The organism is Undibacterium sp. Rencai35W, assembly GCF_049340185.1.
Classification (GTDB): domain Bacteria; phylum Pseudomonadota; class Gammaproteobacteria; order Burkholderiales; family Burkholderiaceae_D; genus Undibacterium.
In genome coordinates, this window is the sequence record NZ_JBMPPC010000005.1 from 433,703 (window position 1) to 458,764 (window position 25,062).

General features: G+C 49.0%; 17 protein-coding genes and 1 tRNA gene. 13 read left to right on the top strand and 5 right to left on the bottom strand.

Going from position 1 to position 25,062, the window contains the following annotated elements; genetic code table 11:
• Nucleotides 1–94: 94 nt before the first annotated feature.
• Nucleotides 95–2,335, bottom strand: coding sequence for a TonB-dependent receptor (locus ACO0K3_RS13800; protein WP_422985485.1), 2,241 nt, complete (start codon nucleotides 2,333–2,335; stop codon nucleotides 95–97).
• Between the two features lie 473 nt (nucleotides 2,336–2,808).
• On the opposite strand from ACO0K3_RS13800, the gene cobA reads away from it, so the two are divergent.
• From cobA to ACO0K3_RS13840, 8 genes are all read left to right on the top strand, one after another.
• Nucleotides 2,809–3,585: a uroporphyrinogen-III C-methyltransferase gene (gene cobA, locus ACO0K3_RS13805; RefSeq protein WP_422985487.1), complete on the top strand. Its 777-nt coding sequence runs from the start codon at nucleotides 2,809–2,811 to the stop codon at nucleotides 3,583–3,585.
• Nucleotides 3,586–3,794: 209 nt separating this feature from the next.
• Nucleotides 3,795–4,997: an NAD(P)/FAD-dependent oxidoreductase gene (locus ACO0K3_RS13810; RefSeq protein WP_422985489.1), complete on the top strand. Its 1,203-nt coding sequence runs from the start codon at nucleotides 3,795–3,797 to the stop codon at nucleotides 4,995–4,997.
• A gap of 301 nt (nucleotides 4,998–5,298) precedes the next feature.
• Complete coding sequence (gene rpsU, locus ACO0K3_RS13815) at nucleotides 5,299–5,511, top strand: 30S ribosomal protein S21 (protein WP_005877634.1); 213 nt, start codon at nucleotides 5,299–5,301, stop codon at nucleotides 5,509–5,511.
• 122 nt (nucleotides 5,512–5,633) lie between these two features.
• Nucleotides 5,634–6,083 carry a GatB/YqeY domain-containing protein gene (locus ACO0K3_RS13820; RefSeq protein ID WP_422985491.1) on the top strand — a complete coding sequence of 150 codons (450 nt, stop codon included), beginning with the start codon at nucleotides 5,634–5,636 and terminating at the stop codon, nucleotides 6,081–6,083.
• 25 nt (nucleotides 6,084–6,108) lie between these two features.
• Nucleotides 6,109–7,902 carry a DNA primase gene (dnaG, locus tag ACO0K3_RS13825; protein ID WP_422985493.1) on the top strand — a complete coding sequence of 598 codons (1,794 nt, stop codon included), beginning with the start codon at nucleotides 6,109–6,111 and terminating at the stop codon, nucleotides 7,900–7,902.
• A gap of 382 nt (nucleotides 7,903–8,284) precedes the next feature.
• On the top strand, nucleotides 8,285–10,972 hold the full coding sequence (gene rpoD, locus ACO0K3_RS13830; RefSeq protein ID WP_422985495.1) for an RNA polymerase sigma factor RpoD: 2,688 nt from the start codon (nucleotides 8,285–8,287) through the stop codon (nucleotides 10,970–10,972).
• Nucleotides 10,973–11,130: 158 nt separating this feature from the next.
• Nucleotides 11,131–11,208, top strand: a tRNA-Ile gene (locus tag ACO0K3_RS13835).
• Between the two features lie 8 nt (nucleotides 11,209–11,216).
• Nucleotides 11,217–12,659, top strand: a complete 1,443-nt coding sequence (locus tag ACO0K3_RS13840) for a DEAD/DEAH box helicase (protein ID WP_422985497.1) — start codon at nucleotides 11,217–11,219, stop codon at nucleotides 12,657–12,659.
• Between the two features lie 54 nt (nucleotides 12,660–12,713).
• Here ACO0K3_RS13840 and gluQRS read toward each other — a convergent pair whose 3' ends face one another.
• Both gluQRS and ACO0K3_RS13850 read right to left on the bottom strand, forming a co-directional pair.
• A complete protein-coding gene (gluQRS, locus tag ACO0K3_RS13845; RefSeq protein ID WP_422985540.1) occupies nucleotides 12,714–13,640 on the bottom strand; it encodes a tRNA glutamyl-Q(34) synthetase GluQRS in 927 nt (308 codons plus the stop codon).
• Nucleotides 13,640–14,563 carry a LysR family transcriptional regulator gene (locus ACO0K3_RS13850; protein WP_422985499.1) on the bottom strand — a complete coding sequence of 308 codons (924 nt, stop codon included), beginning with the start codon at nucleotides 14,561–14,563 and terminating at the stop codon, nucleotides 13,640–13,642. The genes gluQRS and ACO0K3_RS13850 overlap by 1 nt, the downstream gene beginning before the upstream one ends.
• Before the next feature lie 118 nt (nucleotides 14,564–14,681).
• Here ACO0K3_RS13850 and ACO0K3_RS13855 point away from each other — a divergent pair, with 118 nt between their 5' ends.
• Nucleotides 14,682–15,383, top strand: a complete 702-nt coding sequence (locus ACO0K3_RS13855; protein WP_422985501.1) for a pirin family protein — start codon at nucleotides 14,682–14,684, stop codon at nucleotides 15,381–15,383.
• Nucleotides 15,384–15,439: 56 nt separating this feature from the next.
• Nucleotides 15,440–16,009, top strand: a complete 570-nt coding sequence (locus ACO0K3_RS13860; RefSeq protein ID WP_422958236.1) for a flavodoxin family protein — start codon at nucleotides 15,440–15,442, stop codon at nucleotides 16,007–16,009.
• Nucleotides 16,010–16,240: 231 nt separating this feature from the next.
• Here ACO0K3_RS13860 and ACO0K3_RS13865 read toward each other — a convergent pair whose 3' ends face one another.
• Nucleotides 16,241–17,629, bottom strand: a complete 1,389-nt coding sequence (locus tag ACO0K3_RS13865; protein ID WP_422985503.1) for a YfcC family protein — start codon at nucleotides 17,627–17,629, stop codon at nucleotides 16,241–16,243.
• A 124-nt stretch (nucleotides 17,630–17,753) separates the two neighbouring features.
• On the bottom strand, nucleotides 17,754–18,872 hold the full coding sequence (locus tag ACO0K3_RS13870; RefSeq protein WP_422985505.1) for a succinylglutamate desuccinylase/aspartoacylase family protein: 1,119 nt from the start codon (nucleotides 18,870–18,872) through the stop codon (nucleotides 17,754–17,756).
• Nucleotides 18,873–19,254: 382 nt separating this feature from the next.
• Between ACO0K3_RS13870 and ACO0K3_RS13875 the strand changes: the two genes are divergently transcribed.
• From ACO0K3_RS13875 to ACO0K3_RS13885, 3 genes are all read left to right on the top strand, one after another.
• Complete coding sequence (locus ACO0K3_RS13875; RefSeq protein ID WP_422985507.1) at nucleotides 19,255–20,238, top strand: MurR/RpiR family transcriptional regulator; 984 nt, start codon at nucleotides 19,255–19,257, stop codon at nucleotides 20,236–20,238.
• A gap of 138 nt (nucleotides 20,239–20,376) precedes the next feature.
• Nucleotides 20,377–23,100 (top strand): TonB-dependent receptor, encoded by a 2,724-nt coding sequence (locus ACO0K3_RS13880; protein ID WP_422985509.1) that lies wholly within the window; start codon nucleotides 20,377–20,379, stop codon nucleotides 23,098–23,100.
• Between the two features lie 94 nt (nucleotides 23,101–23,194).
• Nucleotides 23,195–24,454: a cyanophycinase gene (locus ACO0K3_RS13885; protein WP_422985511.1), complete on the top strand. Its 1,260-nt coding sequence runs from the start codon at nucleotides 23,195–23,197 to the stop codon at nucleotides 24,452–24,454.
• The last annotated feature ends 608 nt before the right edge of the window (nucleotides 24,455–25,062 follow it).

Sequence of the window (25,062 nt, forward strand, 5' to 3'; positions counted from 1 at the left end):
ATAAACCGGCGCTTTTTTGTTAAGCATGACTTATCGTGACTAATTAATGCGTCTTCTTCAATTAGAAGTTTGTCAGAAATTCGTCAAAATTTCATCAGAAGTTCGCTTTGAACTGCACGCCGTAGCTGCGTGGTTCGTTCAAGATACCCGTCAGATTATTGAAGTCGATCGCTGCGATGACTTGTTGCTTGTTGGTGATGTTACGACCATAAACAGCCAGTTCATACTTGCCATCTGCCCATTTGTAGCCAACACGCAAGCCGCCTTCCAGCAGGGATTTAGCTTTGTATTCTTTGGCTTCATACAAGAACATATTGTAGGTGTCTTTGTATGCCCAGTCAGTGAATACATACAGATCACCATCAGCAATTGGTGTGCTGTATTTCAGCGTGAAGTTGCCTATCCACTTCGGTGCGCGTGGCAATGGATTACCGCCGATCAGTACAGTACCTGCAACAGGTCCTGCCGGATTCGTGACAGTACAGCCGTTACCGCAAGGAGAGACGAACAATTTGGCATCTTTGATTTCGGTGTCGTTGTAGCTGACGCCGACCGTTGATTTCCAGTTGCGGCTCAGATTCGCTTGCAAATCAACTTCAAAACCCTGACCAGTTGCTTTGTCTGCATTGACCAGTTTGTTTTGATTGACTGCGCCACTACCTGCAGTCAGTTGCAAGTCTTTGACGGTGTACTGGAATACGGTTGCGGTTACGCGTGCAGTATTATCCAGGATGTCTTTCTTGATGCCGGCTTCAAAAGACAGCGCTTTTTCAGAGTTTGCAACAGAGATGCCGTCACCAAATAAAACACGACCTTGCACACTTGGTGCGCGGTAACCAGTTGCTATACGACCGAAGAAATTGGTCGTTGCATCTGCTGCGTAGTTGGCACCTAAATCCCAGCTGATATTGGTAGAGCTAGGGCTTGCGGTGTAGACCGTCGGTTTGGCGCTAGGTGCGGAGCCCGGTGTCCATGGACGGCTTGCATCAAAGTCTTTCTTATCGCTGGTATAGCGGATGCCGCCGCGTAATTTCAGCTGGTCGCTGACCGCATAATTCAGAGAGCCGAATGTTGCCCATGATTTCGCATGCTGGTGTTGTACTGCGTAGCCATCCTGTACGTTGCCGCCCAGTGAGTTGAAATCGAAACTATCTACTTGTAAATCTTCTTTGAAGTAATAAATACCGGCGATCCATTGTAGAGCATCTTTTGTATTCGATTGCAGACGAATTTCTTGTGTCACCTGTTTCAGATCTGGTACGCCGTCAGCGGTTTCTGACGGGAATGGAATAAAACCAGGACCCATTGGCAGTGCAAAGGAGGCGCCATAACCACCATCGACGTCAGCGCGGCTATACAGCTTTGCTTTGTCGTAGGCAGTGATCGAATACAGCGTCATACCATCAAAGTCCCAGCGCAGGCGTGCGCTGACACCGGATGAACTCAGGGTCTGAGTATTGATACCGTCAGTCGGATAGCTGCTGTAGTTGAAACCAGGCACCAGTTCGTTCGTACCTTTTTGAATGATATTGGCACGGAACAGAGTGGCGTTGCCTGACAAATCGCGACCATGGGCATTGAACAGGGCACTGAAGCCGCCGTTCTTATAAGCCAGTTGGATACGCGCTGCTTTGTCGTGGTAGCCTTCCAGCTCTTTGGTGCCAGTGCTGCGCGGGTTAGTGACGCGGTCATCACGTGATTGCGATTGACCGGATAAACGCATTGCCCAGTCGCTGTTCAACGGCACGTTGACTGCACCTTCAAAATTGACTGCTTTGTCATTGCCCAAACCAAGGTTTGCATAACCTTCGAAGACATTGGTTGGCTTGGCGGATTCAAATTTGATGACGCCTGCGGGGGAGTTGCGGCCAAACAACGTACCCTGCGGGCCGCGCAGAACTTCTACCTGATCAACGTCAAAAATCGGGAAACCTTTCAAAATTGGGTTTTCCTGTACGACGTCGTCATAGATCAGGCCAACTGGCTGAGAGGCATTCAGATCAAAATCGGTATTGCCCAGACCGCGGATATAGAAGCGTGGAAAGACGCGACCAAAATCGGATTCAATGTTCAGACTAGGTACGCGTGAAGCAAGTGCGCGAATGTCCTGACCGCTGGTGTTATACGTATCCAGAGCCTCGCCTTTGATTGCCGAGATCGACATCGGGACTTCTTTGATGTTTTCTGAGCGGCGGTTGGCCGTGACGATCACGGTCTCTAATTGGGTGGAATCTTTGGTATCGCCAGACTTCGTCTGGGCGAAGGCAGCATGCATAGGGAAGGCAGTCGCTACCGCAAGTGCCAGCAAGCTGAGCTTGGTAGTTGGTTGTTGCATCTGATTCATCCTCTCGGTTAATTGAAACGACATACAGTCAGGAGAACGGGTACTTCTTAGTACGGCTTCGTATTGCCGTTGACCTGACCAAAAACAGTGCGTGCAGCGTTTGATGCACGACGACAGAGCTCAAAGCTTCGGTGCTCAATGATTGCGCAATCGTTTGCGCTCTCAATAGCTCTGTTATCTCTTCTTGCAACAACCAAGTCAAGAATTAGTTTATATGACATGCAATTTTGAGAAATGTGACATCTTTTCGTTGCAAAATTAAAACAGACTATTGATATGCGGAAATTTTATAAATGATTTTGGCGAATACCAGTTGAGCGATTGCTGCCATATGAGAGGGCATTTACCTACTTGGCTGCACTAACATGGTGCGGTTTATGTTCAATACCACCAACCGTGGGATAGCTTTCATGGAACGTGACTTGCATAACAGGTGTATCTGAAAAACGTTCTGGACATCATTTATGTATACCCATGGCAAAGTATTTCTCGTCGGTGCCGGCCCCGGCGACCCTGACTTACTAACGATTAAAGCGGTTAAAGCAATTGCGCAGGCTGATGTCGTCCTGATTGACGATCTCGTTAATCCTGCGGTGTTGCAGCATGCTTCGCCCTCCGCGCGAATTGTGCAAGTCGGCAAGCGCGGCGGTTGTCAGTCAACACCTCAGGCTTTTATTGAAAAACTGATGTTGGCCGAGGCGCGGGCAGGTCAATGCGTTGTTCGTTTGAAAGGTGGAGATCCTTTTATCTTCGGCCGTGGTGGCGAAGAGCGTCAGCACCTGATGCGGCATGGAATCGCCGTCTATGTGATCAATGGCATCAGTAGCGGGCTGGCTGCACCAGCCAGTCTGGGCATTCCGTTAACGCACAGAGACTGGGCGCAGGGAGCAATTTTTGTTACTGGGCACGGCAAAACACCGGATCATCGTCCTGATTGGGCTGCCTTAGCTAAAACCGGACTAACATTGGTGATTTATATGGGCGTCGCGCATTGCCAGCAGATTCAGGATGAATTGATCGCCGGTGGTCTGTCTGTCACCACGCCGGTTGCCGTCGTTCAATCAGCGACCCGGAATCATCAGAATCAGCTGATCACGACTTTGCAGCGTCTCTCCAGTGATTTGTCTGCATCGTCGCTAGGGAGTCCAAGCGTCATTGTGATTGGCGACGTGGTGCGCTGTGCTGATGCGCAATATCAATTACATAGTTTGCCATCAGTGGTCGCAGCGATGGGTGCGTAGGCTTCGTCTTGCCGCAATCCTACTGGCGTCGTATTTTTTTGTATCTGGTTTCGGTTGCTCATCATTAAACCGAGGGATATTTTTTTACCCGTTTAATTGCTGGCAGTTCTTAAATCGTATGGATTACATCGGCTACAATCACGCCTCAATCCTGCCCGGCGAAAATCCGGTGGGATCTATCAGTGGCGAAAAAATACGAAAGTCAGGAAATGAGTCAACACTACGATGCAATCGTCATTGGCGGGGGTGCTGCCGGCATGATGTGCGCCAGCGTTGCAGGTCAGCGCGGCAAGAGCGTCTTGCTCATTGATCATGCTGCTAAATTAGCGGAAAAAATCCGTATCTCTGGCGGTGGCCGCTGTAATTTCACTAATTTACAAGCTGGTCCGGCAAATTTCTTGTCTGAAAATCCGCATTTTTGTAAAAGTGCTTTATCGCGTTATACCGCGCAGGATTTTTTAAACCTGATTAAAAAATACCGGATCGCGTATCACGAAAAGCATAAGGGTCAGCTATTTTGTGACGACAGTGCCGAGGACATCATTCGTATGCTGAAGTCGGAATGCGATCTGGGTAAAGTCCAGTGGCGCATGCCTTGCCAGGTTAAAGAGGTTCAGCGTACAGACGCCGGATATCAGGTGCTTACTGAGCAGGGAATATTTTCTGCTGCGCAACTCGTGATTGCGACGGGGGGATTATCCATTCCAAAAATCGGTGCTACGGATTTTTCGTACCAAATTGCGCGTCAATTCGACCTGAAGATTGTTGAGCCAAGACCCGCACTGGTGCCCCTGACGTTTGATCCTAAGGCATGGGAGCCTTTTGTGCCGATGGCTGGGATTTCGCTTGAGGTTGATATTGCGACCGGTGATAAAAAGAATAAAACGATTTTTCGCGAAGACTTGTTATTTACCCATCGTGGATTATCTGGCCCTGCAGTGTTGCAAATTTCCAGTTTTTGGCAGCCAGGTGAGGCGATTACGGTCAATCTGCTACCCGAAGTCGATTTGGCAGAAGAATTGATTGCTGGTAAAGGGACGATTAAAAAGAATATAGCTAATCATCTCGCTACTTATGTGCCAGCACGTTTGGCAGAGGGTTTGCTCGCGGCGAATGGGATTGCCGGAGATGCCAAAATCGCCGACCTGACCGACAAGCGCTTGCGCCAGTTGGGCGACAATATGAACCGCTGGCAACTAATCCCGAATGGGTCCGAGGGCTATCGTAAAGCCGAAGTGACGCGGGGCGGTGTTGATACGCGCGAGCTTTCGCAGCAAAGCATGATGGTGAAGAATTGCCCGGGGCTTTACTTTATTGGTGAATCCGTAGACGTGACGGGGTGGTTAGGCGGATACAATTTTCAATGGGCCTGGTCGTCAGGGTTTGCGGCAGGTAGTGCCATCGAATCTTGATTGAATTCTGATTATCAGATTTGTTTACCGTCTTACCGGGGTGGTGTTGTTTTTTATTTCCTCTTGATACTACCCTGGTGTATTTTTAATTCTTCTTATATGCGTTGCGCATTTAGGTATAAAAAATAGCATACTCCCTATATTTGATCATTTTTTCAATTAGCGGAGGCTTGTAAACTGATGAGAAATAGGAGATGTGCTGAGGTTTTGCGTAAGATTTAATCAGTTCAGCTTCCAATCTCATCAAAGTTCTGCTATTATCTCGTTCTTCCTATAAATTTTTCATTGGTTCCGAACTTAAATGACCACAATTCGCCTTAAAGAAAACGAGCCGTTCGAAGTCGCTATGCGTCGCTTCAAGCGCACCATCGAAAAGACCGGTCTGTTGACCGAATTGCGCGCACGCGAGTTTTACGAGAAGCCAACTGCAGAGCGCAAGCGCAAGCTGGCTGCCGCAGTAAAGCGCCACTACAAACGCATTCGTAGTCAGCAATTGCCTAAGAAAATGTACTAATTCTGGACTGATGCTGCTACGCAGTATCGTTCATCATTGTTGCATTTGATGGCTAGCATGCCCGCTCCGGTAGTCCGCAGCGGGCTTTGTGTTTTTAATAAATTACATTGCCAGGAAAATCCATGAGCTTAAAAGATCAAATTACCGAAGACATGAAATCAGCAATGCGTGCGAAAGAGGCGGCAAAGCTGGGTACGATTCGCCTAATCACTGCGGCGATGAAGCAAAAAGAAGTGGATGAGCGCGTTGAACTGACTGATGTGATGGTGCAGGCCATTATCGACAAAATGATCAAGCAGCGCAAAGATTCGATCAGCCAGTTCGAAGCTGGCGGTCGCCAGGATCTGGCGGATATCGAAAAAGCCGAGCTGGCGATTTTGTCCGCCTACATGCCGGCTGGCATGTCCGACGCTGAAGTGCAGGCTGAAGTGGCGGTCGCAATTGCAGAATCTGGCGCTGTCGGTCCGCAGGACATGGGTAAAGTCATGGCGATTTTGAAACCGAAACTCGCAGGTCGCGCTGATATGACGGCAGTGTCTGCATTGGTAAAGGCTGCATTGACGTCACGCTAATTGCAGTAATTTTGAGCTGACGATTTTGATTCCACAAACCTTCATCCAGGATTTGCTCGCCCGCGTCGATATCGTCGATGTGGTGGGTAAGTATGTCCAGCTCAAAAAAGGTGGCGCAAACTACATGGGTTTGTGCCCCTTTCATAACGAAAAATCCCCAAGTTTTACAGTAAGTCCGACCAAACAGTTTTACCATTGTTTTGGTTGTGGTGCGCATGGAACATCCATCGGTTTTTTGATGGAATATTCCGGTATGAGCTTTGTTGATGCAGTAAAGGATCTGGCGCAAAACAACGGCATGATTGTGCCTGAGGATGACAAGTTACTTCCCGCTCAGCGTGCCGAAGTGCAGGCAAAAAGTCTGGCGCTGACGGATGTCATGACCAAGGCTTGTGATCATTATCGCTTGCAATTGCGAGGGGCTGAGGCGGCAATTGCCTACCTGAAAAAACGTGGTTTAACGGGTGAAGTCGCTGCCAGATTCGGGCTTGGTTATGCGCCCGACGGCTGGGACGGATTACGTGCGGTTTTTCCAGACTATGCGGCACCAGCTTTGGTTGAGGCGGGTCTGGTCATCGATAAAAGTGAAGAGGATGGCGGCGGGCGTAAGCGTTACGATCGTTTTCGTGAGCGCATCATGTTCCCGATTCGCAATACTAAAGGTCAGGTCATCGGTTTTGGTGGACGAATATTGGAGCAGGGCGAGCCTAAATACTTGAATTCGCCCGAAACGCCGCTATTTCAAAAAGGCTTTGAGTTATATGGTCTGTTTGAGGCGCGTCAGGCTATCCGTGAAGCTGGTTATGTGCTGGTAACCGAGGGCTACATGGATGTGGTCGCGCTGGCGCAAATGGGTTTTCCACAAGCGGTGGCGACTTTGGGTACGGCATGTACGCCAACACATGTACAAAAATTGCTGCGTCAGACTGATCACGTGATTTTTAGCTTTGACGGCGATAGTGCCGGGCGTCGTGCGGCGAGGCGTGCTTTGGATGCCTGCCTGCCTCATGCGAATGATAATAAAGTCATTAAATTTCTGTTTTTGCCAACTGAACATGATCCGGATAGCTATATCCGTGCGCTCGGTAATGAGGCTTTTGCTCAGCAAGTGCAAGATGCTATGCCACTATCGCAATTTTTCATGAAGGAAGTTGTCGGTGAAAGTGATTTGTCGACGGCGGAAGGGCGCGCCAGAGTGCAATTTGATGCCAAGCCCTTGTTGCAGCAAATGCCTGCTTCGGGTTTGCGATTGCAGATGGTGCGTAGTCTTGCCCAGGTGACCAAGACTACGTCAGCGGAAATCGAAGCATTGTTTGAATTAAGTCAGCCCGTTGCCCGGGTCAAAATTGCACCGCCTAAAAGCAGGCGCAGCGCTCCCGTGGGTTTGGAGCGGCAAATTATGCGCATCTTGGTCGCGCATCCTTCGCTTTCGGTCGCTTTGGATCGGAGTGCTCTGGCGGATGCGGCGAATCTGGCTCCAGACGGAGCGGAAATGCTGATGCATCTGGTGTCTTCTGCGCAAGCGATGGGAGAGCAGGCAAATTTTGCTGCACTTGCTGAGCATTTGAAGGCATCTGGATCCGATTACGATACCTTGATCGCAGAAATTGCTGAGCAGACCGAGACGGATATTGATGTTGTACGCGTGGAATTGACCGGCGCAATCCGGCAAATGCGCTTTCAGGTCTTGAAGTCCGAAATGGAAATGCTGGCCGCATCCGGTTTGCGCGAGCCTGCGGATATCGCCCGTTATCGGGAAATCATGCAAATGCAGGAGAGTCTGCGCCGGCAGGCGGAGGCAGAAGTGGTGGCAAGATAGTGAGATGGCAATTAAGCATGACGAGATGTATTAGGATTAATGGAGGTCTGCCTATTTTTTGTTCACTAAAAGCCTTGTGTGTGACCGTGAGGACTAGAGTTAAGTCGGTGCTCGTGGTATAATTAAAAGCTTTCGATTCAAGGTCTTAGGTTGTTTCATTCTGAGAGAAGCGTTTTTTTGCCGATTCAGAATGTGTTGTTTAGGTGAGCGTAATGCTCCTCCGAGTAACCCAAAACACCGGCGCTGAGACTCGGGTAGTCTGACATAGAAAAGGACATTACTCGTCGCGGCGAATCATATGATTCGCCGCTTAAGTATTGTCTTTTTGTATGAGACAGGCTGCCATCTCTGTTCCGGTAGGTTTGATTCAATGGCTAAAGCAATGAAGAAACCCGCGAAAACTCCGACATCCTCAGCAGCAAAAAAAGTGGTCGCCAAAGTGGCGCCAGCGAAACCTATTGCTAAAGCCTCGTCAAAAAAAGATGTCGCCAGTGCGAGTAAAACCAAGGTGTCTGTAAGTAAAGTACCAACTAAACCTGCCTCCAAAAAAGAGGTTGCGAAAGACACTAAAGCGCCTAAAGTGGTAAAGCCCGTAGCAAAACAGAGTGCAGTGAAAGCCGCTGCCGACAAGCCTAAAACCAAAGGTATTGTAAAAGACGAGGCCAGGTCAAACGTGAAAGCGTCTGGCAAGGAAGTAATAACCAGCAAGAATGCAAAGCCGGTAGCCGCGGCTGATCGCAAGTCCCAAGAAGTTGCCAAACACGCCTCTGAAGGTGTGGGCAAAAAAACGGACAAGCCACAATCTGCACCATTGAAAGCTTCTGTGACAATTAACAAAACCGATTCAAAGACAGTGATAAAGCCAACCAAGAATTCAGCCAAGTCTGACAAAGCGCCAGAGATCCAGGAAATTAAATCCGGATCCGCGCCTGCCGTTAGCCAAACCACTGATGCTGCCGTGCTGGCAGCAATTGATACATCTGGTTATATTTTGCCGGGTGTAAAAGTTCCTGGTCGTCGCGGTCGCAAACCAAAAGAATATCAGCCTGAAAACGAAGAAATTGCCGCTTTGAATGCTGTCGAACGAGCTGAAATGAAGGCTATCGACAAAGCCAAAGCCAAGGACCGCAAAGCAAAAGAAAAAGCGTTGTTGAAAGATGCATTTTCTGCTGATCCAGAGGCTACGGCTGAGGAACTGGAGCGTCGTCGCCAAAAGCTGAAAACTCTGATCAAACTGGGCAAAGATCGTGGCTACCTGACATTTGCCGAGATCAATGATCACTTGCCAGAAAACGTCGTTGATCCAGAAGCAATCGAAGGCATTATCGGTACATTCAATGATATGGGTGTTGCGGTCTATGAGCGTGCACCAGATGCCGAAACTTTGCTTCTGTCAGATAACGTCGTTACCGTTACCAATGATGATGATGAAGTCGAAGCGGCAGCCGAAGCAGCGCTGTCAACAGTCGATTCCGATTTTGGTCGTACGACTGATCCGGTCCGCATGTATATGCGCGAAATGGGGTCGGTTGAGTTGCTGACGCGCGAAGGCGAAATCGTCATCGCAAAGAAAATCGAAGAAGGTCTGAAGGACATGATTCAGGCGATTTCCGCTTGTCCGACCACGATTGCAGAGATTCTTGTTGCCGCTGAGCGTATCCGTAATGATGAAATTAAGATTGATGAATTAGTTGATGGTCTGGTCGATCCTAATGCCGCCGAAGAAGAGGAAAAGCCGGTTCCTGTAGTCGTAGCCGAAGAGGAAGACGAAGAAGAGGAAGAGGAAGAAGAGGAAGAAGAGGAAGATGAAGAAGCAAGTGCCGCTGGCGCTGCTGCCATCTCTGCTGAGCAACTCGAGCAACTCAAACGTGATTCTCTGGCGAAGTTCGATATCATTTCCAGCAACTTTGACAAAATGCGTAAGGCATTTGAAAAAGAGGGCTACAACTCCAAATCGTATGTGAAAGCGCAAGAGGCGATTTCCAACGAATTGCTGGGCATGCGCTTTACTGCAAAAGTGGTTGAAAAGTTGTGCGACACCTTGCGTGGTCAGGTCGATGAAGTCCGTCATGTGGAAAAGCAGATTCTGGAAGTCGTGGTTAATCGCTGCAATATGCCGCGCAGCCATTTCATCAAAGTTTTCCCCGGCAATGAAATTAATTTGAAATGGGTGGAGGGCGAAGTGAATGCCGGACATTCTTACAGCGCTGTGTTAGGCCGTAATATTCCAGCCGTTCAGCAACTTCAGCAAAAATTGATCGACTTGCAGGCCCGTGTCGTATTGCCTTTGCCAGATTTGCGCGGCATCAATAAAAAGATGTCGGCTGGCGAAATGAAAGCGCGTAAAGCGAAGCGCGAAATGACTGAGGCAAACTTGCGTCTGGTAATTTCTATCGCGAAGAAATATACGAATCGCGGCTTGCAATTCCTTGATCTTATCCAGGAAGGCAATATTGGCTTGATGAAGGCCGTCGATAAATTCGAATACCGCCGCGGTTATAAATTTTCGACCTACGCAACTTGGTGGATTCGCCAGGCGATTACTCGTTCGATTGCTGATCAGGCGCGTACGATCCGTATTCCTGTGCATATGATCGAGACCATCAATAAGATGAATCGTATCTCGCGTCAGATTTTGCAGGAAACCGGCGTAGAGCCTGATCCAGCAACGCTCGCAATCAAAATGGAAATGCCGGAAGATAAGATCCGCAAGATCATGAAGATCGCTAAAGAACCGATTTCGATGGAAACGCCGATCGGTGACGATGATGATTCGCATCTCGGTGATTTCATTGAGGATAATCACACATTGGCCCCAGCAGACGCAGCCTTGCATGCATCAATGCGCAATGTCGTCAAAGATGTATTGGATTCACTGACGCCGCGCGAAGCTAAAGTTTTGCGCATGCGTTTTGGTGTTGAAATGTCGACTGACCACACTTTGGAAGAAGTCGGTAAACAGTTCGACGTGACACGTGAGCGTATTCGCCAGATAGAGGCAAAAGCACTGCGCAAATTGCGTCATCCATCGCGTTCAGATAAGCTGAAAAGCTTCCTAGAAGGTAATTAATGTAATACAATTGGCGTCGGTTTTTTCGACGCCTGTTTTGCGTTTGCATTTAAAATTTTGAATGCAACAATTTGCAGGTGACAGCATTGAGCGATGCCTGCATAACCCTGATGAGTTTATCTCGTCAGATTAAAGCAGCTTAGCTTGCAGAAAGAATTGGGCCTCTAGCTCATGTTGGTTAGAGCAGCGGACTCATAATCCGTTGGTACCGTGTTCGACTCACGGGAGGCCCACCATCCCTACCATGACTGATACTAAGTCTCAAGATTTACTTCCCTCAGATCTGCGTTTCGCTGACTTTGGACTATGTCCAGAAATTCTGCGCGCGCTGACTGACCAGGGTTATATTCATCCTACGCCGATTCAGGCTCAGGCCATTCCTGTCGTATTGCAAGGTCGCGATGTGATGGGGGCTGCACAGACGGGTACTGGCAAGACGGCTGGTTTTTCATTGCCGATTATTCAGTTGCTGATGGCGCATGCGAGTAGCAGTGCATCACCTGCGCGGCATCCGGTGCGTGCTTTGATTTTGACGCCGACTCGTGAGTTGGCGGATCAGGTCGCAGAAAATGTTCAGGCTTATTCGCGTCACACGCCATTGCGCTCTACGGTGGTATTTGGCGGTATGGATATGGCGCCTCAGACTGCTGCTTTGCGCTCAGGTGTTGAGATTGTGATTGCAACGCCTGGTCGTTTGCTCGATCACATTCAGCAAAAAACGATCAATTTATCGCAGACCCAGATCCTGATCATGGATGAGGCTGATCGCATGCTGGACATGGGCTTTTTGCCCGATCTGCAACGCATCATCAACTTATTGCCTAAGCAGCGCCAGAACCTGATGTTCTCTGCTACTTTTTCACCTGAGATCAAAAAACTTGCCGCGAGCTTCCTGACCAATCCCGTCACGATCGAAGTCGCCCGCAGCAATGCGACCTCAGATAATGTCACGCAGATTCTGTACAAAGTCGCAGAGGAAGAGAAGCGTGATGCTGTCTCGTTCATTATCCGTGAGCGTGGTTTGAAGCAGGTCATCGTGTTCTCCAATACGAAAATTGGCGCTTCACGTCTGGCGGTTCATTTGGTTAAGCAAGGTGTTAAAGCATCGGCGATTCACGGCGATAAATCGCAAAATGAACGTATGGCGGCGCTCGAAGCATTCAAGCGTGGTGAAGTCGAAGTATTGGTCGCGACGGATGTTGCTGCGCGTGGCCTGGATATTGCTGAATTGCCTTGTGTGATTAATTTCGATCTTCCCTACAATGCTGAGGATTATGTGCATCGTATTGGCCGTACCGGTCGTGCCGGTGCTTCGGGAGATGCGATTTCTTTGCATACCGATAAAGATGAGCGCTTGCTGATTGATATTGAAAAACTGATCAAGCAAAAAATCGTCAAGTTGCAATTGGCAGGTTTTGTGGCGCAAACGCCAGCTCATGCAGAGCGAAAGCCACGTTCTTTTGATGCTGAAAAACCTGCAGCAAAAACATTTGAACGCCCTGCACGCACGTTTAATCAGCCTAGGGAAAAAGTCGATCCGTGGTTTTTAAAACCTTACGAACCGAGTGCCACCACGATACCGCCTGCCTCAACATCGGCTGCGTCGTTGCCAACGTCGACATCACCTGCATCGGTAGCGAAACCGCAAAAAAGAGCCGCCTTGCTCGGTGGATTTTCTAAATCCTGATGATCTGCTTACTGATACGTATGACAAGGTATCGGTAGCGATCAAATAGCTTTTCTAACTGGTTGCTGCATTGGCATATTGTTCCAATCGTCGCTGCCAGGCCAGAATGGCTTGCTGCCAGAATGAAGCAATATCGGCATGCGCTCCCGGCGCCATATCAGTCAATCCCAAAAAACGTGCCGCAGGCAGCAAGGCATTTGCAAGAATATCTTGTTCCGGTCCGCTGACATCGATTGCCAGTGCTCCGGTTTGCTTCGACAGTTTCTCGCCGCTGGCATTTGCCACCACAGGAATGTGCAGATAACGCGGACGCGGCAATCCCAGTATCTCTTGCAGATAAATTTGTCGTGCGGTCGAATCTAGTAAATCCGCACCCCGCACCACATCAGTTACTCCCTGCGCTGCATCATCAACGACGACTGCGAGTTGATAAGCCCAAAACCCATCGGCGCGTTTTAAAACGAAATCGCCGACCTCACTCTCCAGGTCTTGGCTGAGTGGTCCCAGCCAGCGGTCGTGGAAATGAATCTTGCTATGCATTCCGGCTGGTACTTTAAGTCGCCATGAGCGTGCCTGCCTTCCTGCCACCAGGCCAGTCCGGCAGGTGCCCGGATAGACGGCAACCAATGATGTATGGTTATTCAGACGTGAATCGGCAATCTCCTTACGCGAGCAGCCGCAGGGATACACTGCGTCACCTAATTGCTGAAGAGCCGCCTCGTATAACGATGTTCGTCGGCTTTGCCATTCGACTGCACCGTTCCACTGCAATTGACAGCGTTGCAGTGTGTCAATGATCGATTGCCCGGCTCCTTTGACATTGCGGTCAAAATCGAGATCCTCGATTCTTAGCAGCCATTTTCCTTGATGAGCTTTAGCGTCGAGATAACTCGCCATTGCCGCTACCAGTGAGCCCATGTGCAGCGGTCCGGTTGGTGAAGGCGCGAAACGACCGATATAGCCGGAGTAATTAGACTGCATCATGCAATGCTTCCCAGCAGGATACGCTGTACCACAGGATCGGCGAGCCTTTGCAAAAACCAATGCAGCGCCTTGCCTTTATTATTGCTGCGCCAGGCGATCCGGTTGGTGCCTGATAGTCGGTTTTCTTCCAGAGATTTTTCTATCAAGGCACCGGATTGTAAATGCGGTTGAGCTAATGCGCGCGGCAGGTTGCCGCAACCCAGTCCAGCAATTTGTGCCAGCAGCTTGGCGTGCAAGGATGGTACAGTCAGCGTATCTTGTCCGGTCAGGATACCCGCCGTAATCGACGGTAGTTGTCGGCCGGTGTCGCCGACCACGATGGCCCGATAATTTTGTATCACGCTCGCTGTCAGCGGTTCGGTCGCTTGTGCCAGCGGATGTCTGGCGGCGACGGCAAAAACCCAATCGATATTGCCCATCAGGCGCGTCTGGTAGTCGCCATGCATGCGCAGAGTATCAGGGCCATCGTAGGCGGCACCGATCGCTAGGTCGGCGCGACCGTCTAACAAGGTTTCCCAGACGCCGGACAATACTTCTTCTGAAATGCGCAGCCTCGTGCCGCAATTCTGCTGCTCAAATTCTTGTATCAAAGGAAGTAGATTGTCAAACTGGATAATGCCGTCGACGACGATCCTTAGCTCCGATTCCCAGCCAGTCGCGGTACGTTTGACTCTTTGCTCTAGTTCTCCGGCGGCTTGCAGTAAATGTCGCCCTTGCGTCAGCAGTTCCTGACCCGCGATAGTGAGTTTGGCTCTGTGGCCACGCCGGTCATACAGCAAGACATCGAGATCTTCTTCCAGCTTACGAATGCTGTAGGTGATGGCGGACGGCACCTTATCGAGCGCACTGGCGGCGGCCGCGAAACTGCCCTTGCGATCGATGGCATCAAGGATTTGCAGGGCTTCCAGCGTAATATTCATCAGGTCACAATTCTTATACAAAAAAACTGAACAAGAGATAGAAAAAACTACCCTGTTACTGGCGGTAGTCCACCTATATATTGGACTACATCATATCAATTATTTGAATAAGAACACAATGCTGACACTTCATAAGTCTGATCAACGCGGTTATGCCGAGCATGGCTGGCTACAATCTTTCCACAGTTTTTCGTTTGCTGATTATTACGATCCGGCACATATGGGCTTTGGTCCATTGCGTGTGATTAACGATGACCGGATTGCCGCAGGAATGGGGTTTGGCATGCACGGGCATAAGGATATGGAAATTATCACTTATGTACTCGAAGGTGCGATTGCACACAAAGATAGCATGGGTAACGGGAGCACGATTTATCCAGGGAATGTCCAATATATGAGTGCAGGCACTGGTGTGCGCCATTCGGAATTTAATCCTTCGCCAGTCCAGCCCACACATTTGCTACAAATCTGGATACAGCCCGATCGCATCAATGCCATACCGGCATATCAGGAAAAGAATTTTAGCCGCGAGGAGAAGCTTGGACGTTTGCGCTTGGTTGCTTCATCCGATGGGCTTGATGGTTCCATCCCGATTCGTCAGGATGCCCGTTTATATATTGGCTTGTTTGACGGAGAGCAGGCTGCCAGTCTGTCTTTACAGCCGGATCGCCTGACCTACGTCCATCTGGCTCGCGGCATGTTGACTGTGAATGGACAAACGCTGTCAGCAGGCGACGCAGTGAAGTTACAGCAAGAAGAGTTGTTAGTGCTGACAGCAGGTCAGCACGCGGAAGTGCTGGTGTTTGACCTGCCCCACTAAACGGCAGGTCTGGCGTAGTAAGGAAATCAAAACATCTTATCGATAAAGGAAACATGATGAAAAAAGTAGCGATTGTGTACCACTCCGGTTATGGGCACACTAAAAAAGCAGCAGAAGCCGTGCACGCCGGTGCAGCAGCGGCAGGGGCTGCAGCAGAATTGATTGCCATAGATGCCGAAGGCAATATCACTGAGGCAAACTGGGCGAGTCTGGCTGCGGCCGATGCGATCATTTTTGGTTCGCCTACCTACATGGGCACTGTGTCCTGGCAATTTAAAAAATTCGCCGACGCATCGTCTAAGCCTTGGTACTCCCAGGTCTGGAAAGATAAAATCGCAGCCGCTTTCACCAATTCGGCGACTATGAATGGCGACAAGCTCTCGACGTTGCATTATCTGTTCACACTGTCGCAACAGCATTCGATGATCTGGGTAGGGACGGGTCTGATGCCAGCCAATAGCAAGGCCGCCCAGCGCAACGATATTAACTATGTCGGCAGTTTTTCAGGTTTGATGACGCAATCACCATCCGACTCATCACCGGAAGAGGGGCCTTTGCCAGGCGACCTGGAAACTGCCAAATTATTTGGTAAGCGTGTTGCCGAGACCGCTGCAAAATTTGCGTAATGGCACTTAGCCTGCTTGTATAACAGAGGTTTTGTCGTAGAGAAGAAGAAAAAACCTGCTCCTTACTGAGCAGGTTTTTTTATTTGTATCAAGTATCTTTATTATACTGGGTAGGTGTATTTATTAGACGCCTATGTATAGCTTGCGGATCAGGCCAGTTTTTTAAAAAATGAAGGGGAGTATATTAATTCTCCCTACAGGATTCCCCGCGTAACGTCACCAATTTCTCAGCTACCAATTCATCAGGCAAGGTGGTATCAGTAGCAGCAGCGCGAGCACCAGATACATGAGTTGCAGCGGGATCATCCATTTCGCCCAGGCTGCCCACGGAATCCGTGCGAGTGCCAGCACGCCAACCGTGATGCCCGAGGTCGGGATCATCGGTGTCGTAAATTCGCCAAACTGAAACGCCAGAATGGCGGTCTGGCGCGATACGCCGACCAGATCTGCCAGCGGCGCCATGATTGGCATAGTCAATGCTGCCTGACCGCTACCGGAATGGATAAAAAAGTTGATTACGGACTGAATGACGAACATTTTTTGCGCAGCGACGATGGGGCTGCCTGACTGCACCAGCGGCATCAGTCCATGCAGCATGGTATCGATGATGTTGGCATCGCGCGCCAGTATCATCGTGCCGCGCGCTAAGGCGATCACCAGCGCTGTTGTGACCAGATCTTTGGCGCCTTGTAAAAAAGCATCGACAAAGTCATCAGTACCAAGTTTGCCAGCTATCCCGACCACAATTGCCATGACCAAAAATAAGGCCGCGATTTCATTAATAAACCATTCGTATTTCACTACCCCGAACACCATGACAATCAAGGCTGTTGCAAATAAAAATAGAACCAGCTTATGTACCGTCGTCATTCCGGTGAAGTTATCGAATTCATCGTGTTTCAGATGTTGACGTTTTTCCTGATCGAGTGCGAAGGTGGGACTTTTTTCCGGCGTGCGCTTAATGCGGGCGGCGTACCACATTAAAAAAACGATCGTTACGCTAGTCGCGATCAGCCAGACAATCACCCGATATTGCAAACCTGAGAATACCGGTACGTCGGCAATACCCTGCGCAATTCCGACATTGAACGGATTTAAAAAAGCCGCAGCAAATCCTACTTGCGACCCGATAAACGGGATAGAGACGCCGACGATTGAATCGTAGCCCAGCGCCAGCGCCAGCGGCACAAAGATCAAGATGAAAGGGATAGCCTCTTCGCTCATGCCAAACGTTGCGCCACCTAGTGAAAATAGGGTCACAAATACCGGAATGATCATTACACGGATCGCTGCAGAGCGGTTATGCGCTTTGGCTACCGATTTGATCATTGAATCAATCGCTTCGGTTTTTTGTAGTACAGCAAAAGCACCACCGACGATCAATACAAAGCCAATAATTAATGCGGCCTCAACGAAACCTTTGATCGGCGCCATCATCAAGGCGACAAAGCCTTGCGGATTGCTGGCGACGTAATGGAAGGTCGCCGGATCAATCAACGCTTTGCCGTTGACCAGATGGGTGTCATATTTGCCACCGGGTACCAGCCAGGTAGATAAGGCAATCAATGCCAGTAAGGAAAACAGCAATACAAAGGTATTGGGGAGTCTAAAATTTTTCATAAGGATCTATCAGGTATCCATCAGATTTGAGGATGGTAGAGCGGCTAATGACTTCATGGTGCTGACTGTAGTACTGAATGGCAATCACGAAGCGGAACAGCCAGGTATCGCGACCGGACTGTCATTACATGGACAAGAGCTTGCCAGTACGGAACGGAACTTTGCCTGCGATCTTGGCAATTGCCATGCCGCGCTGTACATAACGGTACGCAGTTCTCGCAAAAATTTTCCCACTAATTTTTGCAATCAGCTGCGTTGTTTTTCCAGTGAGAGGATCAATCAGTTCTCCAATCGAGTCACCCTCAGTCACGACGTCGCCGGGACGTTTAGCAAATACCAGCATGCCGGCATGCGGTGCTGCGATTGGCAGTACGGCCTCCAGCGGGGTAGGCTCAAAAAAAGCTTTCGGCAGATTAGATACCGCAATATCTATATGTCCCTTGTAGGCCAGGTAGGCGATCAGGGCGTCGGCATCCTGCTCGGCCAATTCATGAGCCACGTCAGTTTCGCCGCGCAATTCCACTGTGACCGGTACGCATGCCAGCGGGATAGGAAATTGCGGGGCGAAATGGTCAGACAGCTCCCACCACAGACGACCGCATGTTTCATCAAAAGGATCGTCGCCGGATTCCGTCGCCAGTAACATGGCTTCTGCACCCAGATAGCGTGCTAATGGTGTGACTTCATCCACCAGCGGCGTCCCGGTATACAAATGCATGACGGCCTGATTATCACAATGCAGGTCCAGGACAATATCTGCATCGAATGCCATTGTTTGCAAAATTTTTCGCAGTGATTCTGTTTCGGTGACGGGATCCCATTGTTCCAGTAGGGAGCGGGCTTGCTGACGAATGATTTTGACGTTAATTAGTGGTGCGGTGCCTAGCAAGTCCGGCAGGACTGTTTTGAGGGCGGGCACCAGATTGCGGTAGCCGCGATTGAAATTGATGCCGGAAGCCAGATCAAACCTGCCGAACGGTTCCCCTTGCATCGACTGATCAAGGCCAATCGGATTTGCCACCGGCACCAGAATGACTTCGCCACGGATCTTGCCGCTACTTTCTAAGGTTTCTAACTGTGCGCGCAGATGGTGGGCGACCAGCATGCCCGGGATTTCATCTGCATGCAATGAGGCCTGTATATAAGTTTTTGGGCCGATTTTCGTGCTGCCAAAATGGTAGCTGACGAGATGTCGTTGTGAGCCAATACTTCGTGATTGAAGCAAATGCGTCTTGATTTCCATAAGCTGTTGCCTTATTCAGGTTGTTATCTGACTCTGTCTGAGCCTTATAGTGGTTCATGCCTCAAAGCGGTTCATACCGGATTCCTATTGCTGAATCCTCTCTGGCACTGACGTGTGTAAAAATATTGATATGCATGTCACACCGTGCACGCAGGTCAAAAGAAAAATACCGGATGTGCAGCGTTTTCATTTATTTATCTGAAAACATTATGACGTATTTTTTACACAAAAAGAAGTTATGCAAATAAATTTACAAAATTTGTTGAGTTTGTTCAAAATCAAAGATACAGTTCAAGAACACAAAAAAGTGGCAGTTAAATTTATTTAGTCAATTTTATATTTGTGTGATGTAGTGATCGTTTTATCCAATTGAGTGAAATTCATGGCCAAGTTGAACACCCCACAAATAAATATGACCGAGGCGGCAACGCCAGAGCTGGCCTTTGCCCAATCTTCATTGGGTAAGAAGTTAATTGAGAATTTAACCAAGGGCTCGGCATCGTATCAAAGCATTGCTGATTACCTGCTGCGTAACCAAGTCCGGGTAACGGCCTTGGGTATCGAGGATCTGGCTCAGAGTTGTCAAGTGTCGACAGCAACCATCAGCCGCTTCGCGCGTGATATTGGTTTTGCTAACTATGCGGCGATGCGTAATGAAGTGGCTGAAACCTTGCAGAGTGTATTTCAGCCTGTCGAAAAACTGCGCAATACGATAGAGCGCCGCTCGCAAGAGACGACGCCGGCCATTACCAGTCTCGAATATGCATTGGCAAATACGGATGCAACCAAACAAAACCTGTCTATCGATGTGCTGAACCAGGTCGTTACTAAACTGGCGAAAGCGCGCACAGTCTATGTGATGGGTTTTGGTCTGAGTGCACACCTCGCGGGGATGCTGGCCTTGCACCTGCAACCGTTCTGTTCGCATGTCGTTGAAGTTGTCGGGTATGGCGGCACGGAGGTCGCGGCCGGACATCTTGCAAGTATTTCTGACAAAGATGTACTGATCCTGATCTCTTTTCCACGCTATGCGAATGATGCGATCAAGCTCGCTCATTTTGCACGCGACCATGGCACTTGCATTGTATCGATGACCGATTCAACCGCATCGCCGCTGGCGGCGCTGGGGGATTATTTGTTGCTGGCGCCGAGCACGCATCCAGTGTTGCCTAGTAGTTCTATTGCCGCGATCGCATTGATTGAGGCTTTAGTCAGTAGCTTGATGGTATCCAATAAAAAGAATGTAGAAAAGGCGATGAAACTCACCGAGGCTTTATCGGCTTACCTACATGGATTCGAGGCGACTTCCAAAGGCGGGAGCAGGGAGTTGCTGACTCAAAGAAGGAAAAAATCAGCACTTGATTAACGGCTGAACTAAACCTCTGGCCGGAAATAAAAAATGACCTCTTGCAGGTCAGGGGCGAACTTTTGCCTAAAACTTTTAGCAGTACCTTTGGGACGTGTGTTTTTTGATTAAGACAGTATCAATTAGGAGGTGGTAAAAATGAAGAAGAATGGTAAAAAGATTCAAACCAGACCGACCACGATCGCTTTATCGGTCCGTTACGCTCTGGGTTTGACGGCAGCATTCGGTTTTATCAGTCCGGCAGCATTTGCTCAGGTAGATGCAGAGGCTGCGAAGGTGCAAAGAATTGAGATCACCGGCTCATCGATTAAGAGAATTGATGCCGAGACAGCACTCCCGATCCAGATACTGACACGTGCAGAAATCGATAAGAGTGGTGTGACGACTGCCGCCGAGTTGCTAAGTAAAGTCTCAGCCAGTGCGGCTGCGCTGACAGATGGAGCGAGCTTTAGCGATAACGGTGGAACGCAGCGTGGTTTTAATGGTGCAAACTTGCGCGGTATCGGCGTATCGTCGACATTGATTTTATTGAATGGCCGTCGTCTGGCTAATTTCGCCTCTCCGGGTAATTCCTCCGGTGTCGATTTGAATTCGATTCCGGCCGCAGCGATTGCCAGAGTCGAAGTATTGAAGGATGGTGCGTCGGCAATTTATGGAACGGATGCGATTGGCGGTGTGATTAACTTCATCACCCGTCCGGATTATCAAGGTGTAGAAATTTCTGCTTATGCTGGCAGCGCTCAGCATGGCGGCGCAGGTAAAAATATTCTGACTTTATCTGGTGGCATCGGTGACATTGCGACGGATCGTTATAACGTGATGGGCGTTGTGAATCTGCAAAATACTCAGAGCCTGCGCTCAACTCAGCGAAGCTGGATTGGCTCTGCGTATCAGCCGGATATTAACCTGGATGTGAGCAGTTCCAACACCTATCCGGCGAACGTGCGCCGCACCAAGACAAGCGGCAGTCCTACAGGATCGCGCTTGAACCCTAGTGCGCCTAATTGCAATCCACCCGCAACCGTATTTGCACCCCATAGCTTTGTTGGAGACAAAGCCTGCTTATACGATTACATGCATGACACAGAGGTTTTCCCTGAGTCCAAGCGCTTGTCTCTGCTGACCCGTGGTCAATTTGCTGTGAGCGATGAGATGACCTTGTTTGCGGAGTTATTACATAGCCAGACGAATACGACTTACCGCATCAGTCCTCTGACGGTCAGTAATCTGAACTATCCGTTACCAAGTGCCGGTGGCATTTATTATCCGACTAGCCTGATCACGACGAATCAGACACCGTTACGTGTCGGCTTCCGTTTGACGGAGGCAGGTCCCCGTACCAATGAAGTTGAAGCCGTAGCGCAACGTCTTGTATTAGGGGCAAAAGGCACGGTTGCCGGCTGGGATTACGATACGGCGTTCAACCATAGTGTGAGTACAGTTGACGATAAATATATCGATGGCTATGTCAAAACTTCTTTATTTGATGCGGCATTTACTAGTGGCAAAATCAATCCCTTCGGTCCTTCCGGTGCCGATGGTCAGGCTTTGCTAAAGGCAGCAAAAGTCAGCGATGCAGCACGTCATTCACGAGGTGCTACGGATTCGCTGGACGCGAAAGCGTCACGTGAGCTGTTTCCGATGGCAGGCGGTAATGCGGCAATTGCGATTGGTGCTGAATATCGCCGGGAAAAACTTGACTTCACCCCGTCCGCTTTGCTGGCGAGCGGTGAGATCCGCGGTGATGGCGCGGCAGTGGGATATGGTGGTGACCGCAACGTCAAGGCCGCCTATGTGGAATTTAATTTTCCTGTGTTAAAAAATGTCGAGACGCAAGTCGCTTTACGACATGATCGCTACAACGATGTAGGCGGTACGACAAATCCTAAATTCGGTGTGCGTTGGAATCCAAGTAAAGAGATCGTTGTGCGTGGTTCTTACGGTACCGGCTTCCGTGCACCGACTTTAACTGATTTGAATGAGCCTGTCCGCACCGGTCAGACTAGCGGTGTGTATAACGATCCACTGGGCTGTATCAAAACGGGTGCTGTTGATAATACGAAAAACCCTGACTACTGCGGTATTCAGCCAGATCTGACCAAAGGCGGTACCGCTGATTTGAAACCGGAAACATCAAAGCAATATTCCTTCGGTTTTGTATATGAGCCTAGCAGTAGTCTGACGACATCGATCGATTACTGGCGTATTCAAAAATCAGATACCTTGCTTGCTAATGAGGGCGCGTATTTCAGCGATCCGGTCAATAACAAATCCTATGTAGTACGTGCGGCAGCAGATCCAGGTTTGCCAGGAATTCCAGGTGCCATTATTTCCGTCGATGGACGTACGCACAATATCGGTACTCTGGATACCTCTGGCGTGGATGTCAACGTGAACTGGCGCTTACCTGCAAATGATATTGGCAAGTTCTCGGCGTCACTAAGCGGTACCTATGTATTCGACTATAAAACCAAGACCACCAATGCCAGTCCTGAAGTGAACGGTGTCGGTGTTTTTACCGATACACAGGTAGTGCAGCGCTGGCGTCATACATTGAGCTTTGATTTTGACCGCGGTCCATGGGGCGCAAGTTTGCAGCAGACTTACTACCAAGGTTATCAGGATCAGAATCCGAATCCTGATGGCTCGCTACGTCGCGTTGAGGCTTATTCTTTATGGGATTTTAGTGGTAGCTACAAGATGAATAAGTCGACGAGTTTCCGTGCCGGTATTAAGAACTTGCTGGATACTAATCCACCGCGTTCGAACCAGGTATATAGCTTCCTTGCCGGGTATGATCCTAGCTATACCGATCCGCGTGGTCGCTTCGTCTATGCCTCAGTGAATTACGCATTTAAATAAAATTGTTTGATATGGAGCGGGGCGACATGTGGCTTGTGTCGCCCCGTTTTTATACTCAGTTTGATGTAACCAGAAAATCGGTAGGGTGATTGAAATGAAAAAATTCTTTACATGTCAATGGATGTGTTTGACGCAGATGGGAATGTTGGCCAGTGTGTTAATTTCCTTTATGGGCGCGGTGCAGGCAGCAGAGCCGGTGTCGCCGGAGAACGCAGGTACGCTAGTGATTATTGGTGGTGCTTTGCGGACAGACAACGCGCCGGTGTGGGAAAAAATCGTGCAATTAGCCGGAGGAAAAAGTGTAAAAATTGCGGTGATTCCTGCCGGTGCCGCAAGCCCTGAAAATACAGGCGCTTCGCTGGCCGCCAAGCTGAACTTATATGGCGCAGATGCGTTTGTGGTGCCTTTATCAGTCAAGTGGAAAAATCAGGATGTTCGTCATATCGCCAACGATGTGCAGATTGCGTCGCAGATACGTGCCGCTGGCGGGGTGTATTTTTCTGGCGGTGATCAGAGCAAAATTACACAGGCGCTATTTAATGCAGACGGCACTCAGACCGAAGTACTCAAAGCCATCTGGAATGTCTATCAAAAGGGTGGTGTGATTGCGGGCTCCAGCGCGGGCGCCGCTATTATGAGTAGTACCATGTTTTATCAACCCAAATCGGTACTATCCGTTTTGCAGCACGGTGTTACAGAAGGCAAAGAACTCGGTCCGGGCTTGGGTTTTATCGGCGATAAAATCTTTATAGATCAACATTTAGTGATACGCGGACGGTTTGCGCGCATGATTCCGGCGATGCAGGCAAAAAACTATCAGATCGGTCTGGGTATTGATGAAAATACAGCGATGGTGATCCGTAATCGTAATGAAATAGAAATTATCGGATATAAGGGGGCTCTATTAATTGATTTGACAGATATGACGTCAGACAACAAAATAAAGGCTTTTAACGCAAGTAATGTTAAGATGAGTTATCTGGATAGCGGGGATCGATACAGGATTGACTCTAAAACCTTGATACCGTCGAAAGATAAGCTGAATGGTGCAATTGATCCATTAAATCCTTATAATGCCGCCAAGAAATTTTATCCCGATATTTTAGCGAATACCGTGGTGGTCGATCTGATGCAGGATTTAATCGATAGCAAGCACGAGCAAGCCAGAGGGATCGCATTTGGTGATCCTGACGGTGAGAATGCAGAGCAGGGTTTTGAGTTTGTATTTAGCAAGCTACCTGAGAGCAAAGGATATTACTCTGGTTCGACTGGTGTAGAGGCTTACACAGTGATGAATATCCGGCTCGATATCAGGCCGCTGGTGATGCAGTTACCTATGTATCACTATAAATGAGCAACTCTTTTTTGCGGACGTGGTATTCTTGCGAAGACTTGATCGCTGTCCATTAAAATTTATGTAATGAAACTACAAATCCATTACAAATTTTAATTGAAAGAGTGTTAATTGATAGTATTTTTAATGATGCTTGTATTTTTTATGTAATTTTGTTACATTTTTGGATGTGGAATAGTCAGATTTTTCCTCGTAAGTTCCCCGGATAATTTAGCTCGCTCTATATCAGCCCCGACTACAGAGGGCCGAGCCTGTAATTTTGACGTAAGGCACTTGCTAATTTCAAAAAAATGAAGGATCCTCTTCAATCTTTTGCTTGATTGAAGTATAGAATCGCAAAATCAGCACCAAGCTAGTTTTCGTGCAGGTTTTAAGATAATTCGTGACGTTGTCTTACCCTCTGATATTGCTGTTGTTTTACGCTAATCAAGGGTGAGGAACAGATTTTTGTACATAGTGGTTGTAAATGGAGGAGACGTAGGTATGGATTTTTCAAATCGCCAGCAAGAGCCGGGCAAGAAGTTGCTAGGGATAGGGCTGGTCGTTGCATTTCACGTCGTACTCGTGTACGCCCTGATCAACGGATTAGGGGTCAAAGTAGTCGAGTT

Bases quoted from the DNA above. Each gene is read 5' to 3' on its own strand.
- ACO0K3_RS13800 (WP_422985485.1), bottom strand. From the start codon at position 2,335: ATGCAACAACCAACTACCAAGCTCAGCTTGCTGGCACTTGCGGTAGCG.
- cobA (WP_422985487.1), top strand. From the start codon at position 2,809: ATGTATACCCATGGCAAAGTATTTCTCGTCGGTGCCGGCCCCGGCGAC.
- ACO0K3_RS13810 (WP_422985489.1), top strand. From the start codon at position 3,795: ATGAGTCAACACTACGATGCAATCGTCATTGGCGGGGGTGCTGCCGGC.
- rpsU (WP_005877634.1), top strand. From the start codon at position 5,299: ATGACCACAATTCGCCTTAAAGAAAACGAGCCGTTCGAAGTCGCTATG.
- ACO0K3_RS13820 (WP_422985491.1), top strand. From the start codon at position 5,634: ATGAGCTTAAAAGATCAAATTACCGAAGACATGAAATCAGCAATGCGT.
- rpoD (WP_422985495.1), top strand. From the start codon at position 8,285: ATGAAGAAACCCGCGAAAACTCCGACATCCTCAGCAGCAAAAAAAGTG.
- ACO0K3_RS13840 (WP_422985497.1), top strand. From the start codon at position 11,217: ATGACTGATACTAAGTCTCAAGATTTACTTCCCTCAGATCTGCGTTTC.
- gluQRS (WP_422985540.1), bottom strand. From the start codon at position 13,640: ATGCAGTCTAATTACTCCGGCTATATCGGTCGTTTCGCGCCTTCACCA.
- ACO0K3_RS13850 (WP_422985499.1), bottom strand. From the start codon at position 14,563: ATGAATATTACGCTGGAAGCCCTGCAAATCCTTGATGCCATCGATCGC.
- ACO0K3_RS13855 (WP_422985501.1), top strand. From the start codon at position 14,682: ATGCTGACACTTCATAAGTCTGATCAACGCGGTTATGCCGAGCATGGC.
- ACO0K3_RS13860 (WP_422958236.1), top strand. From the start codon at position 15,440: ATGAAAAAAGTAGCGATTGTGTACCACTCCGGTTATGGGCACACTAAA.
- ACO0K3_RS13865 (WP_422985503.1), bottom strand. From the start codon at position 17,629: ATGAAAAATTTTAGACTCCCCAATACCTTTGTATTGCTGTTTTCCTTA.
- ACO0K3_RS13870 (WP_422985505.1), bottom strand. From the start codon at position 18,872: ATGGAAATCAAGACGCATTTGCTTCAATCACGAAGTATTGGCTCACAA.
- ACO0K3_RS13875 (WP_422985507.1), top strand. From the start codon at position 19,255: ATGGCCAAGTTGAACACCCCACAAATAAATATGACCGAGGCGGCAACG.
- ACO0K3_RS13880 (WP_422985509.1), top strand. From the start codon at position 20,377: ATGAAGAAGAATGGTAAAAAGATTCAAACCAGACCGACCACGATCGCT.
- ACO0K3_RS13885 (WP_422985511.1), top strand. From the start codon at position 23,195: ATGAAAAAATTCTTTACATGTCAATGGATGTGTTTGACGCAGATGGGA.